This window comes from Arthrobacter sp. BPSS-3, assembly GCF_044628475.1.
In the GTDB taxonomy this organism is placed as follows: domain Bacteria; phylum Actinomycetota; class Actinomycetes; order Actinomycetales; family Micrococcaceae; genus Arthrobacter.
Genome location: NZ_JBIMMV010000009.1, coordinates 202,812 through 216,185, shown reverse-complemented (window position 1 = coordinate 216,185; position 13,374 = coordinate 202,812). Strand labels below are relative to the sequence as shown.

At 69.7% G+C, this 13,374-nt stretch carries 10 protein-coding genes and 1 rRNA gene; 5 read left to right on the top strand and 6 right to left on the bottom strand.

What is annotated here, in order from left to right; all coding sequences use genetic code 11:
- The 4 genes from rrf to ACFVY3_RS14925 all read left to right on the top strand — a co-directional run bounded on the left by rrf (window position 1) and on the right by ACFVY3_RS14925 (window position 5,272).
- Window positions 1-117, top strand: a 5S ribosomal RNA gene (gene rrf / locus ACFVY3_RS14940).
- Between the two features lie 636 nt (window positions 118-753).
- Window positions 754-1,041, top strand: coding sequence for an HU family DNA-binding protein (locus ACFVY3_RS14935; RefSeq protein ID WP_056341443.1), 288 nt, complete (start codon window positions 754-756; stop codon window positions 1,039-1,041).
- Window positions 1,042-1,172: 131 nt separating this feature from the next.
- Window positions 1,173-3,311, top strand: coding sequence for a cytochrome c oxidase assembly protein (locus tag ACFVY3_RS14930; protein ID WP_400160303.1), 2,139 nt, complete (start codon window positions 1,173-1,175; stop codon window positions 3,309-3,311).
- Window positions 3,311-5,272 carry an NHL domain-containing thioredoxin family protein gene (locus ACFVY3_RS14925; protein WP_400160302.1) on the top strand — a complete coding sequence of 654 codons (1,962 nt, stop codon included), beginning with the start codon at window positions 3,311-3,313 and terminating at the stop codon, window positions 5,270-5,272. Before ACFVY3_RS14930 ends, ACFVY3_RS14925 begins: the two co-directional genes overlap by 1 nt.
- Before the next feature lie 77 nt (window positions 5,273-5,349).
- Here the strand turns inward: ACFVY3_RS14925 and ACFVY3_RS14920 are convergent, their stop codons facing one another.
- The 4 genes from ACFVY3_RS14920 to ACFVY3_RS14905 all read right to left on the bottom strand — a co-directional run bounded on the left by ACFVY3_RS14920 (window position 5,350) and on the right by ACFVY3_RS14905 (window position 9,864).
- Window positions 5,350-6,342, bottom strand: coding sequence for a hypothetical protein (locus ACFVY3_RS14920; protein WP_400160301.1), 993 nt, complete (start codon window positions 6,340-6,342; stop codon window positions 5,350-5,352).
- Window positions 6,343-6,482: 140 nt separating this feature from the next.
- Window positions 6,483-8,177 (bottom strand): helicase HerA-like domain-containing protein, encoded by a 1,695-nt coding sequence (locus ACFVY3_RS14915; RefSeq protein WP_400160300.1) that lies wholly within the window; start codon window positions 8,175-8,177, stop codon window positions 6,483-6,485.
- Window positions 8,178-8,226: 49 nt separating this feature from the next.
- Entirely contained in the window at window positions 8,227-8,934 is a 708-nt protein-coding gene (locus ACFVY3_RS14910) for a type 1 glutamine amidotransferase domain-containing protein (protein ID WP_290256452.1), read from the bottom strand.
- Window positions 8,935-8,994: 60 nt separating this feature from the next.
- Complete coding sequence (locus ACFVY3_RS14905) at window positions 8,995-9,864, bottom strand: aldo/keto reductase (RefSeq protein ID WP_400160299.1); 870 nt, start codon at window positions 9,862-9,864, stop codon at window positions 8,995-8,997.
- Between the two features lie 181 nt (window positions 9,865-10,045).
- Between ACFVY3_RS14905 and ACFVY3_RS14900 the strand changes: the two genes are divergently transcribed.
- Window positions 10,046-11,035, top strand: coding sequence for an LLM class flavin-dependent oxidoreductase (locus tag ACFVY3_RS14900; protein WP_400160298.1), 990 nt, complete (start codon window positions 10,046-10,048; stop codon window positions 11,033-11,035).
- 2 nt (window positions 11,036-11,037) lie between these two features.
- Here ACFVY3_RS14900 and galK read toward each other — a convergent pair whose 3' ends face one another.
- Entirely contained in the window at window positions 11,038-12,225 is a 1,188-nt protein-coding gene (galK, locus tag ACFVY3_RS14895) for a galactokinase (RefSeq protein WP_400160297.1), read from the bottom strand.
- Window positions 12,226-12,243: 18 nt separating this feature from the next.
- The gene (gene galT / locus ACFVY3_RS14890) at window positions 12,244-13,374 is read right to left on the bottom strand and encodes a galactose-1-phosphate uridylyltransferase (RefSeq protein WP_400160296.1); all 1,131 of its coding nucleotides are present in this window, start codon (window positions 13,372-13,374) and stop codon (window positions 12,244-12,246) included.

Below are 13,374 nucleotides of genomic sequence, written 5' to 3'. Positions count from 1 at the left end.
TACGGCGGTCATAGCGTGGGGGAAACGCCCGGTCCCATTCCGAACCCGGAAGCTAAGACCCACAGCGCCGATGGTACTGCACCCGGGAGGGTGTGGGAGAGTAGGTCACCGCCGGAACATCATTTAGGTCGAGAGCCTCCAACCACACGGTTGGAGGCTCTCCCACTTTAACCACCACCACGGCTGCCTAACCTGCCAGCCAGGATCGGCCGGCCGCGCACAACCGGAGCCCTCCCGGGACTCCCTTCCACACATTCGGGCGCTTCCCCCCTCACATCCAGCGGGTATCCGCAGACCAACCACCCAGGCAGCGGCCCAGTAGCGCCCTGAGCTGAGGGGGCGTCCGGTGGAAACCGGCAGCAGCTGACGGAGCGCCTGGTGGAAACCGGCAGCAGCTGAGGGAGCGTCCGGTGGAAACCGGCGGCAGCTGAGGGAGCGTGTGCGGAAACCGGGGTCGGTCGGCGGGCCGATGACAGCACTGGTGCGCCTTCCCGCACGCCGTCCCGCCGGTCCCTCAGTCCTCCAGGGAACCGACTATTGGTGCGCCGGCTGGGGGTGATGGTACTGATGCGTCCGCTGAGGGCTGAAATGGGCCGTCCAAACCCCTCCGAAGTCGTGATTTTGACCAAAAAAGCGCGAAAACACGCGGAATTTTGTCTCCTCGCGGGCGCCTAGCTGGTAAGTTTTCGAAGAGTGGCTTGCTCGCGCACTGCGGGCAGGCTTCAGAAATTAGATCAGTCCAGGAGGACATACATGGCTAAGAACCGTAGTGAACTTGTTTCAGAGGTAGCTGGCAAGGCCGGCACCAGCCAGGCAGCCGTCAACTCCGTGCTCGATGCACTGTTCGAGGTTTTCGAGACCTCTGTCGCCGCGGGCGAAAAGATCACCATCCCGGGCTGGCTCGCCGTCGAGCGCACCGACCGCGCTGCCCGCACCGGCCGCAACCCGCAGACCGGCGAGACCATTCAGATCGCCGCCGGCCACAGCGTCAAGCTGACCGCAGGCTCCAAGCTGAAGGCCGCCGTCGCCAAGAAGAAGTAGTCTTCTTCCACGCTTGAAGGAGCGGCAACCCTCACGGGTTGCCGCTCCTTTGCGTTTAAACCGCGCGCCAGCGGCCGCCGGCCCGTGACGCCGGATTCGGCCCGGCGGCGGCAGTAGCGGACAATGGAACTGTGCCTTTTGCTACGAGAACCCAGAGCCCGGCAGCGTCCTCCCGGCAGGGCGGACCGGCTGGCTCCGGCGCCGGCACCCCCGGCATCACGCAGCCGTGGCTATGGACCGGGCTGGCGGTACTCTTCGCCGCCCTGATCACCGGGCTACTGTTCTCGGGCGCGGCGGGTGCCCGCGCGGTCTCCGACCCCGGTGCCCTGGTCCGCTGGGGCCTGCCGGTCACCAAGGCGCTGCACAACATCTCCATCGCCACCGTCATCGGCGGCCTCATCTTCGCCGTCGGCATCCTGCCGCGGAACTCCACCCGCAAGGCCTCCCGGGACAAAAACGCCCCGGAACACCCGGCCTTCACCCGTGCGCTGTCCGTCACGGCGATCGCCGGCGTCGTCTGGACGCTGTCTGCCGTCGCGGTCTTGGTTCTCAGCTACGCCGACATCGCCGGCCAGACCCTCGCTGGCGACCCGCAGTTCACCAAGTCGCTGGTCTACTACATGACGGACATCGACACCGGCCGTGCCTGGCTCGCCGTCGTGATCATCGCCGCCGTCGTGACCACCGCACTCTTCGGCATCCGCTCCCGGGGCGCGCTGGCCATCACGCTGGTGATCGCCGCGGGCGGCCTGATCCCGCAGGCGCTGATCGGCCACTCGGCCAGTTCGAACGACCACGAGGGCGCGATCAACTCCCTGGCCCTGCACCTGGCCGGCGTGTCCGCCTGGGTGGGCGGCATCATCATGCTCGCCCTCCTCTCCCAAATTCTCACCAGCTCTGGCGGCAAGGCCGACATCACCGAGCCCACCCTGCGGCGGTTCTCCGCCCTGGCCGGGTTCGCCTTCGCCCTGGTCTTCGGCTCGGGCATCATCAACGCCAGCATCCGGGTCTCCAGCTGGGCCGACCTCTTCGGCTCCCCTTACGGGCAGCTCATCATGGCCAAGGCCGCGGCCACCCTGGTCCTCGGCGGCGTGGGCCTCATGCACCGGCAGTGGGTCATCCCGCAGCTGGGCGCCGCCGGCCACGGCAAGACAGCCCGGCGGGTGCTCTGGCAGCTGATCGCCGTAGAACTTCTCATCATGGGCGCCACCTCCGGCCTGGCGGTGGCCCTCGGCCGCTCGGCCCCGCCGCAGCCCACCACGTTCGCCCCCGACGCCTCCCCGGCGTTCATCCTCTCCGGCTACGAGCTGCCGCCCGAGCTGACCCCGCAGCGCTGGCTCACCGAATGGCGCTTCGACTGGCTCTGGGTGGCCGTGGCCGCCGCGGGCCTGGTCTCCTACCTGCTGGGGGTCCGGAAGGTCACCAAGCGGGGAGACTCATGGTCCTGGTTCCGGACGGCGAACTGGATCATCGGCCTGATCGTCCTGACCTACATCACCTCCGGGCCGCCGTCGGTCTACGGCCGCGTGCTGTTCTCCGCGCACATGGTGGACCACATGGCCCTGACCATGGTGGCGCCCATCTTCCTGGTCCTCGGCGCCCCGGTGACCCTCGCGCTGCGCGCCCTCACCCCGCGTCGGGACAGCTCGCGCGGCCCGCGGGAATGGCTGCTGATCTTTGTGCACTCGAAGTTCTCCCAGCTGGTCACGCACCCGCTCTTCGCCGCCGCGAACTTCGCCGGGTCCATCATCCTGTTCTACTTCTCGGACGCGTTCGGCTACGCCATGCGCGACCATGTTGGCCACGAGCTGATGAACCTGCACTTCCTCCTGACCGGCTACATCTTCGTGCTCACCATGATCGGCATCGATCCGCTGCCGCGGCGGGCCGCGTACCCGATGCGCTTGGTGCTGCTGCTGGCCACGATGGGCTTCCACGCCTTCTTCGGCGTCTCCATCATGGGCGGCACCGGGTTGCTGGCCGCGGACTACTTCGGCAACCTCGGCCGGGCCTGGGGACAGTCGGCGCTGCTGGACCAGCAGACCGGCGGTGCCGTGGCCTGGGGCATCGGCGAGGTACCCACCCTGCTGGTGGCGATCGGCGTCGCCGTCCAGTGGTCCCGCTCCGACGCACGCGAGTCCAAGCGCACCGACCGCGCGGCTGACAGGAATAACGACGCCGATCTCACCGCTTACAACGATATGTTTGCCAAGCTCGCCGAGCGCGACGCGAAGCTGGCCGACCGAAACTCCAAGCTGGAAGGACGCTGATGAGCGAAACAGTACGCACCCACCACCGGGTCCGGGCCTCCGAACTCGTGGGACGCGGCTGGTTGAACACCGGCGGCAAGTCCCTGGACCTCGAATCCCTGCGCGGCAAGATCGTGCTGCTGGATTTCTGGACCTTCTGCTGCATCAACTGCCTGCACGTCCTGGACGAGCTGCGCCCCCTTGAGCAGGAGTACTCGGACGTCCTGGTGACCGTGGGCGTGCACTCGCCCAAGTTCGAGCACGAGGCGGACCCGGTGGCCCTCGCCGCCGCCGTCGAACGCTACGAGATCCGCCACCCGGTCCTGGACGACCCGGAGCTGGAGACCTGGAAGGCGTACACCGCCCGCGCCTGGCCCACCCTGGTGGTCGTCGACCCCGAGGGCTACATCGTGGCGCACCTCTCCGGTGAGGGTCACGCCGACGGCCTGGCCGTGCTGATCCCGGAACTCATCGCCGAACACGAGGCCAAGGGCACCCTGCACCGCGGCGACGGCCCGTACGTGGCGCCGGAACCGACGTCGGGCACCCTCCGCTTCCCCGGCAAGGCCCTCTACCTGCCCGCGGGCCGCGGCTCCGAGGCAGCCGGTGACGCCGGGTCCTGGCTGGTCACCGACACCGGCCACCACCGCCTGGTGGAACTCTCCACCGACTTCGAGACGGTGCTGGGCACGTACGGCTCGGGCGAGAAGGGGTACGCCGACGGCGGCCCCGCCGACGCCCGCTTCAACGAACCCCAGGGCCTGGTGCTGCTGCCCCAGGACGTGGCCGACCAGGCCGGCTACGACGTCGTGATCGCCGACTCGGTCAACCACCGGCTCCGCGGGCTCTCGCTCCGCACCGGTGAGGCCACCACCCTGGCCGGCAACGGCATCCAGCGGCTCCTCGAGACCGGGCCCGCCCGGGTGGACGAGGAGGGTGCCGCCTACGGTGCCGCGCTGGAAGCCGACCCGCTGAAGGTGGCGCTCAGCTCGCCGTGGGATGTCGTCTGGTCCGCCAAGCTCAACGCCGTGGTCGTGGCCATGGCCGGTGTGCACCAGATCTTCGGCTTCGACCCAGCGACCGGGGCCGTCACCATCGTCGCCGGCAACGGCCTCGAGGGGCTCCTTGACGGCCCGGCCGCCGAGGCCTGGTTCGCCCAGTCCTCCGGCCTCGCCGAGGACGCCGACGGCAACATCTGGGTGGCCGACTCCGAGACCTCCGCGCTCCGGAAGCTGGTGATCGGCGAGGACCGCAGCGTCACCGTCGAGTCCGCCGTGGGCAAGGGCCTGTTCGACTTCGGTTTCCGGGACGGACCGGCCGCCGAGGCGCGGCTGCAGCACCCGCTGGGCGTCACCGTGCTTCCCGACGGCTCCGTGGCGATCGCCGACACCTACAACGGCGCGGTCCGCCGCTACGACCCCGCCACCGGTACCGTGTCCACCCTGGCCCGCGGCCTGTCCGAGCCTTCCGACGTGATTGTGGACCACACCCACGTGGCCGGCGAGGAACCGCTGCTGGTGGTGGTCGAGGCCAACAAGCACCAGCTGGTGTACGTGCCGATCCCCAAGGAAGCCCAGCAGGTGGACGAGGGAGCCGCCCAGACGCAGCGGCCCAAGAGCCCGGTGGCGCCCGGACTGCTGTCCCTGACGGTCCGCTTCACCGCCCCGACCGGGCAGAAACTGGACGACCGCTGGGGCGACCCGACGCAGCTGAAGATCTCCTCCACCCCGCCGGAGCTGCTGGTGGCCGGTGGCGGGACCTCCGTGGGACTGCTCCGCACCCTGGAGCTGGCCTCCGACGTCCCCGAGGGCGTCCTGCACATCACGGCCCGCGCGGCCGCCTGTGACGGCCCCGAGGACGCCGACGGCGAGATCCCGGACCACGCGGCCTGCCACCTGTACCAGCAGGACTGGGGCATCCCTGTGACCCTGCAGCCCGACGGTGACACCGAGCTGGTGCTGGACCTGCGCGGAATGGACTAGGGCGACCGGGCCGGTCCGGGTCTGACGCGGACCGGCCCTTTTATGCCTCCGCGCGCTGCTGGCGGGCGGTACAAAAACTAGCCGGTCAGCTGCGGGGTGAGCTTCACCGAGTCCCCGTCGACGTCCAGGCGGGCGGTGAAGCTGAAGTCGTGGACTGCATTCAGTTCGGTGACAGCGCCCGTGAACAGGTCCACCTGACGGGCCTTGATCCGGGCCTTGCCGTCCAGCGGAGCCACCACCCAGCGACCGCCGAAGGGTTCGATGCTGACCACCGGGTAGTCGGTGATGCTCCAGTCGATAGTGCCGTCCACCACCCGGTTGTTGGTGGCGTGGTAGAACGGGCAGTCCGGCTGGAGCTGCTGCTTCTTGTCCGCCTGGTCCGCGCAGGTATCCAGGAATACCCTGACCTTGGCCGCGACGGCGCTCTTCAGTCCGTCGGTGGCGCGGGTCAGCAGGTTCAGCGGCGCGGCCGGGGCGTCCTTGCCGGTCAGCGTGGTCCGGGACGGGGGCGCCGCGAAGTACTGGCTGTTCAGTGACGCCTCATACTGGCCGGGGTAGAAGACGGCGAAGCTGTTGCGGCCGTTGGGCATGTTGACCGGAACCCCGTTGAGCGCGGCGTGGTTGGAGTTGACCACGGTGACATCCAGGACCGGAAGCGTGGTGGGTACGAAGGACCAGTCCCGGAAGAACAGCCACTGCGGGTCCGAGCCCTGGAGCAGGAACTCCGTGCGCTGGCGGCTGCCGTCGATGCTGTAATCGATCGGCACCATCACCCGGTTACCGCCCCGGTCCTCCGCACGGCCCACCGAGACGTCGGAGAGGCGCGCCGCGGCCGCCTTCAACCCGGCGCCGTCCAGCATGGCGGCGTTGCTCTTGGGGACGGACGCGTGCAACAGGCCCAAGGCTTTGGCGCCCTCACCCTGGCGCAACGCGTCCAGATATTCGCGCACCGGCTGCTGCGGGCTGGCCAGGGAATTATTCACGACGTTGATGGCGACGACGGCGCCTGCCACTGCCAGCATCAGGCCCAGCAGCCACAGGGCTGCGGTTTTGACGACGACCTGACTCATCTGCACGATTCTTACGTTACCTGCCGCCCCGCCAAATCCCGGTGTCACGACGTCCGCGCATGACGGCCGGACGCCCCCAACTAGACCCCAGAGAAGCCGCAGTCAGGCCACGGCTAAGCCACCGCCAGACCCCTTGGGCGTCAGCGGCGCCGGCTCCGGGAGGACGTGCCGAAGACGCCGCGCAGCAGTTCGCGGCCCAGCTGGGTGCCCAGGGACCGGGCCATGCTCTTCAGCCCGCCGCCGAGCGCACCGCCCAGGGCGCCGGCCAGGTCGCCAGCCATGCCGCCGCCCTGCTGCGGGGCGGGCGGGGCCTGCGGGGCGCGGCGGGCTTCGGGGGCGGGGGCCGGGCGGCTGCTCGGGCGGCCGAGGATCTCCTCCTCGATCCGCCGCGCGTCGGCGTCGACGTCGGTGGGCGTGCCGGCCGGGGCAGCCCCGGTCTCCGGCGCCGAGGCGGGTCCGGCGGCCGGACCGGTGGGCGCGGCGGCCTTGCCGGAGAGCTTCTCGTAGGCCGAAACATTGTCGACGGCGGTACCATACGCGGCCAGCAGCGACGAGGCCGCCACGGTGCTGGCCACCAGGGCGGGCTCGCTGGGACCCATCACGGATTCCGGGGCGCGCAGCCGGGTCAGCGCCACCGGGGTGGGTGCGCCCTTCTCGTTCATGACGGTGATGACGGCCTCGCCGATGCCCGCCGTCGTCAGAGTCTCCTCCAGGTCGTAGTCGCTGACCGGGAAGGTCGAGACGGTGGCCTTGAGGGCCTTCGCGTCCTCCGGGGTGAAGGCCCGCAGGGCGTGCTGGACCCGGTTGGCGAGCTGGCCCAGGACGTCGGCGGGGACATCCTTCGGGGTCTGGGTGACGAAGAAGATGCCGACGCCCTTGGAGCGGATCAGCCGCACGGTGGTGGTGATGGCGTCGAGGAAGGCCTTGGAGGCGCCGTTGAAGAGCAGGTGCGCCTCGTCGAGGAAGAAGACCAGCTTCGGCTTGTCCAGGTCCCCGGCCTCGGGCAAGTCCTCGAACAGGTCCGCCAGCAGCCACATCAGGAAGGTGGAGAACAGCATCGGCTTGGTCTGCAGGGTGGGGAGCTCCAGGCAGGAGACCACGCCGCGGCCGTCGGGGGCGGTGCGGAGCAGTTCGGCAGTGTTGAACTCGGGCTCGCCGAAGAATTTCTCCATGCCCTGGGCCTCGAGGGTGATCAGTTCGCGGAGGATGACGCCGGCCGTGGCCTTGGAGAGCCCGCCGAGGTCCTGGAGGGCTTCCTTGCCCTCGTCAGAGGTGAGGAACTGGATGACCGCGCGGAGGTCCTTGAGGTCGATGAGTTCGAGGTTGTTCTTGTCCGCGAAATGGAACACCAGCTGCAGGCTGGATTCCTGGGTCTCGTTCAAATCCATGATCCGGGAGAGCAGGATCGGGCCGAAGGAGGTGACCGTGGCGCGGACCGGCACGCCGGCGCCGTCGCCGCCGAGGGCGAGGAATTCCACCGGGAAGGTCTTACCGGACCAGGGCTGGCCGATGCTGTCGGTGCGGGCCTTGAGTTTCTCGGAGCCGGTGGCCGCGGTGGCGAGGCCGGAGAGGTCGCCCTTGATGTCCGCGAGGAACACCGGTACCCCCGCGGTGGAGAGCTGTTCGGCCATCATGTGCAGTGTCACGGTCTTGCCGGTGCCGGTGGCTCCGGCCACCAGGCCGTGCCGGTTCATCATGGCCAGCGGCAGGCGGACCGGTGCTTCCTTGTGCAGCTCGCCGTCGACGATCGCTGCTCCCAGCTCAATCGTGGGACCCTCCAGGGTGTATCCCTTTTGGAGTGTGGCTACTTTATCTGCGGTGGATTTGATCGCCATGCGGCTAGCTTAGCCGGGTCCGGTTGCCCGGACCCGGCGTCGGCCGGAATTACTTTGCGTCGGTGAGCGCCTTGATGACTTCATGGGCCACGTCCGCGCTGGACTGCGGGTTCTGGCCGCTGATCAGGTTGCCGTCCCGGATCACGTGGGAGGTCCAGGCTCCGCCGTTGTCCACGACGGCGCCCTTGTTCTTGAGCTCGTCCTCGACGAACCACGGGGTGTTCTCGCCGGTGCCGCCGCCGAGTTCCTCCTCGTTGGTGAAGACCGTGACGCGGCGGCCGGCGAAGGCGAAGGTGCCGTCGCCGTCGACCGCGCTGAGCAGGCCGGCGGGGCCGTGGCAGAACGGGGCGATGATCTTGCCGTCGTTGTTGGCCTGGGTCAGGAGCTTGCCGAGGGCGGCGTCCTGGTACAGGTCGGCCATCGGGCCGTGGCCGCCGGGCATGACCACGGCGTCGTAGCCGGAGAGGTCGACGTCGGCGAGCACCAGCGGGGAGGAGAGCTCGCCGTCGATCTTGTCCAGGTAGGAGCGGAAGCCGTCCGCGCGCTCCTGGCCGCCGGCCTGGTCCGCCTGCAGGCTGACCTGGTCCACGGTGGGCTTGGCGCCGCCGGGGGTGGCGATGTGGACGGTGTGGCCGGCCTTGATCAGCTCCTGGTGGGAGACGACGAGCTCCTCGGCCCAGAAACCGGTGGGGTGCTGGCTGCCGTCACGCATGGTGAGGGAATCGGCGGCGGATACGACCATCAGGATGTTGGCCATGGTGTGCTCCTGTTCTGCCGGGCGGACCCGGCGGTGGGGTTATGAGGGGGAGGGTGGTCTCTAGCGGGCGTCGTTGAGCTCGGCGAAGGTGGCGTCATCGAGGACGACTCCGGCGGCCGCGAGGTTTTCCTCGAGGTGCTTGACGGAACCGGTGCCGGGGATGGGCATCATCACGGGGGAGCGGCGCAGCAGCCAGGCCAGGGCCACCTGCGAGGTGGTGGCGCCGAGGCGCTTGGCGGCCTCGTCCAGCGGTCCGCCCGGCCGGGCGAGTTCGCCGGCGGAGATGGGGGCCCAGGGAATGAAGCCGATGCCCTTCTCCCCGGCGTAGTCGAGGACATCCTCGGAGCTGCGGTCGGTCAGGTTGTAACGGTTCTGCACGGTGGAAACGGTGAAGTGCTTGCCGGCCTGTTCCAGCTCGGCCACGCTGACCTGCGACAGGCCCAGGGCCTTGACCTTGCCCTCGTCAAGCAACTCGCGGAGCACGCCGAACTGCTCCTCGGCGTCGACCTTGGGGTCGATCCGGTGCAGCTGCAGCAGGTCCAGGGCGTCGACCTTGAGCTTGCGCAGGCTCAGTTCGGTCTGCTGGCGCAGGTACTCCGGACGGCCGACGGGGATCCACTGATACGGCCCGGTGCGCGTGAAGCCCACCTTGGTGGCGATCTTCAGGCCCGCCGGGTACGGGTGCAGCGCCTCGGCCAGGATTTCCTCGCTGATGTTGGGGCCGTAGGAGTCGGCGGTGTCGATGAAGTCGACGCCGAGCTCGACGGCGCGGCGGACGACGGCGACGGCGGCGGCACGGTCGGCCGGCTCGCCCCACACGCCGTCGCCGACGATGCGCATGGCACCGAAGCCGAGCCGGTGGACGGTTCCGACGCCCGGCAGGTCGATCGTGGCGGATACTTCCTGGTGCTCTGTTGTCTCGTGGCTCATGGCAACCCCAACACAGTAAGGGTGCTGAGTATTCCGCCGGTGTGGCGGCCGCAACGGAGATTGGCAGAAATAAGACGGGCACCGCCGTCGTTGCCACCTATAGGCGCCCGGCCGCAGGACGGCCCCGGCGTTCCTCACACCGCACTTCCCACACTTTCCGCTACGAAAGGCCGGCTTTTCCGTGACTGTTCCGCTTTCCATCCTTGACCTGGCAATCATCGGCAAGGGCCAGAGCGCGGCAGAGAGCTTTGCCGGCAGCGTTGCCATGGCGCAGCGGGCCGAGGAGCTGGGCTACCGCCGCATCTGGTACGCCGAGCACCACAACATGTCCACGATCGCCTCCTCCGCGACCAGCGTCCTGATCGCCCACGTCGCGTCGCAGACCAGGAGCATTCGGCTCGGCGCCGGCGGCGTCATGCTGCCCAACCACTCTCCGCTGACCATCGCCGAGCAGTTCGGCACCCTCGAGACGCTGCACCCGGGCCGGATCGACCTGGGCCTGGGCCGGGCCCCCGGCAGCGACCAGAACACCATGCGGGCGCTGCGCCGCGACCCGATGAGTGCCGACAGCTTCCCGCAGGACGTGCTGGAGCTGCAGGGCTACCTCACCGGCAACAGCCGGATCCAGGGCGTGGAGGCCATCCCGGGCAAGGGCACCAACGTGCCGCTGTACATCCTGGGCTCGTCCCTCTTCGGCGCCCGCCTGGCCGCGCAGCTGGGCCTGCCCTACGCGTTCGCCTCGCACTTCGCGCCGAACGCGCTACAGGACGCCGTCGCTATCTACCGCCGCGAGTTCCGGCCCTCCGAGCAGCTGGACGCCCCGCACGTGATCGCCGCCGTGAACGTGATTGCCGCGGACTCCGCCTCCGACGCGCAGGAGATGTTCCAGGCCACCAAACGCGCCCGGGTGTCCCTGTTCTTCGGCAACGGCCGGGTCTTCAGCGACGATGAGGCGGACATGATCCTGGACTCCCCGCAGGGCCAGCACATGGCACAGATGATGAAGTACTCCGCCGTCGGTACCTCCGACGCCGTCATGGAGTACCTGGACGGCTTCACGAAGCACGCCGACGCCGACGAGCTGATCGTGGCGCACCAGAGCCCCCGGGTCGAGGACCGGCTGCGGTCCGTTGAACTGCTCGCCGAGGTCGCCGGGCTGGCCCGGGTCTAACCCTAGGCCTCCTCGAACGCCGGCTCGCGCCGGGCGCCCTCGGCCGCGGTGACCGGGAAGATGTGCGGGGCCGTGAATCCCGCCGTGTCGAAGGCCTCGAGCACGCCGCGGGCGACGGTCTCGGCGTCGGCGTCCCGGACCAGGGCGATGGCCGCCCCGCCGAACCCGCCGCCGGTCATCCGCGCGCCGATCGCCCCGAGGGACTGGGCGGTGGAGACCGCGAGGTCCAGTTCCGGGGTGGAGATCTCGAAGTCGTCCCGCATGGAGACGTGCGAGGCGTTCAGGAACGGGCCGATGGCGGCGGCGCCGTGGCTGCGCAGGGTGGCCACCGTGTCCAGGACCCGCTGGTTCTCGGTGATGATGTGCCGGACCCGGCGGAACGTCACCGGCTCCAGGGTGGCCTCGGCGCGGGGCAGGTCTTCCGGACCCAGGCCGCGCAGGCTGCGTACGCCCATCGCCTCCGCGCCCTCCTCGCAGGAGCGGCGGCGGCTGGCGTAGCCGCCGTCGGAGTGTGAGTGGCTGGTGCGGGTGTCGATGACCAGCAGGCCCACGCCGGCGGACTCGAACCCGAGCGGGACGATCTCGGTCACCAGGCTCTGGCAGTCCAGCAGGATGCCGTGGTCCGGTTCGCCCAGCAGCGAGGCGGACTGGTCCATGATGCCGGTGGGTGCCCCGACCACGCGGTTCTCCGCGAGCTGGCCGATCCGGGCGAGCTCCTGCCGGTCCAGGCCCGCGTCCCAGAGCTCGTTCAGGGCCATTGCCACGGAACATTCGACCGCGGCGGAGGAGGAGAGGCCGGCGCCGGCGGGAACGTCGGAGGTGAGCGCAAGGTCCACGCCGGGCAGCTGCGAAACGTCGCGGCCGGCGCTCCGCAGCGCCTCCGCCATGGCCCAGGCGACGCCGAGGGGGTAGCCGGACCAGCCCTGCAGCGCGTCCGGGTCCAGGCCGTCGAGTCCGACGTCGACGACGCCGGGGAAGGAGTCGCTGGCCACCCGCAGCCGCCGGTCCTCCCGGCGGGACGCGGCGACGGCGGCGCGCTTCTCGATCGCGATGGGGAAGGCGAAGCCGTCGTTGTAGTCGGTGTGCTCGCCGATGAGGTTCACGCGGCCCGGGGCGGACCAGACGCCCTCGGGCTGGTGGCCGAACTGGCCGGCGAAGTAGTCGCGTCCCTGCTGGGAGAGTTCAGTCATGGCGGGTGGTTCTTCCTGCTACGTGGTGTGGATGCCGGTGGCGGCGTCGGCGGTGGCGATCGCTTCGCGCAGCCGTGCCGCGGCGGTTTCCGGCGGGATGTCGGCGATGAACGCGCCCATGGCAGCCTCCGACCCGGCCAGGTACTTCAGCTTGTTCTTCTCCCGCCGGGGCGAGGTCAGCTGCAGCATGAGCCGGATCTCGTCCCGGTGGGCGTTGACCGGGGCCTGATGCCACGCCGAAATGTACGGGGTGGGGGTGTCGTACAGGGCGTCGACGCCGCGCAGCAGCCGCCCGTACAGGCCGGCGAATTCGTCCCGCTCCGCGTCGGTGGTGGCTGCCAGGTCCGGGACGTGCCGGTGCGGGAGGATGTGGACCTCCAGCGGCCAGCGCGCCGCGAACGGCACGAACGCCGTCCAGTGCTCACCCTGCAGCAGCACCCGCTCGGAGTTCCGCTCGAAGGCGAGGATGTCCTCGAAGAGGGACCCCTCGTAGTCCGCCAGGGTGCGGATCAGCTGGGAGGTGCGGGGGGTGATGTACGGGTAGGCGTAAATCTGGCCGTGCGGGTGGTGCAGGGTCACGCCGATCGCCTCGCCGCGGTTCTCGAACGGGAAGACCTGTTCGACGCCGGGGAGCGCGGAGAGCGCGGCGGTGCGGTCCGCCCAGGCCTCCACCACGGTCCGCATCCGGGACCGGGACAGGCGGGCGAGGGACCCGGTGTGCTCGGGGGAGAAGCAGACCACCTCGCAGCGGCCCACCGCCTGCCGGCTGCGGCCCAGGCCGATCCGGGCCAGGTCCTCCAGCCCTTCGGGGGCGTCCGGACCGGTGAGGGCCGGTCCGAAGGAAGGGGACTTGTTCTCGAAGACGGCGACGTCGTAGCGGCTGGGGATCTCGGAGGGGTTGTCCCGCGACGCCGGGGCCAGCGGGTCCCGGTGGGTGGGCGGCAGGACCACGCGGTTCTGCCGGGCCGCCGCGATGGAGATCCACTCGCCGGTCAGCACGTCCTGGCGCATGGTGGCGGTTTCCGGCCGATCCACGGGTTCGCGCAGGTCCGGGCCACGGTCCGGAGGCAGCGTGGTGTCCGCGTCGTCGAAGTAGATCAGGTCCCGCCCGTCGGAGAGCTTGTAGGCGCGTTTGGTGATCTGTTCCAT

Excerpts from the sequence above, each read along its gene's own strand:
- ACFVY3_RS14935 (WP_056341443.1), top strand. The coding sequence starts at position 754 with ATGGCTAAGAACCGTAGTGAACTTGTTTCAGAGGTAGCTGGCAAGGCC.
- ACFVY3_RS14925 (WP_400160302.1), top strand. The coding sequence starts at position 3,311 with ATGAGCGAAACAGTACGCACCCACCACCGGGTCCGGGCCTCCGAACTC.
- ACFVY3_RS14920 (WP_400160301.1), bottom strand. The coding sequence starts at position 6,342 with ATGAGTCAGGTCGTCGTCAAAACCGCAGCCCTGTGGCTGCTGGGCCTG.
- ACFVY3_RS14915 (WP_400160300.1), bottom strand. The coding sequence starts at position 8,177 with ATGGCGATCAAATCCACCGCAGATAAAGTAGCCACACTCCAAAAGGGA.
- ACFVY3_RS14910 (WP_290256452.1), bottom strand. The coding sequence starts at position 8,934 with ATGGCCAACATCCTGATGGTCGTATCCGCCGCCGATTCCCTCACCATG.
- ACFVY3_RS14905 (WP_400160299.1), bottom strand. The coding sequence starts at position 9,864 with ATGAGCCACGAGACAACAGAGCACCAGGAAGTATCCGCCACGATCGAC.
- galK (WP_400160297.1), bottom strand. The coding sequence starts at position 12,225 with ATGACTGAACTCTCCCAGCAGGGACGCGACTACTTCGCCGGCCAGTTC.
- galT (WP_400160296.1), bottom strand. The coding sequence starts at position 13,374 with ATGGAACAGATCACCAAACGCGCCTACAAGCTCTCCGACGGGCGGGAC.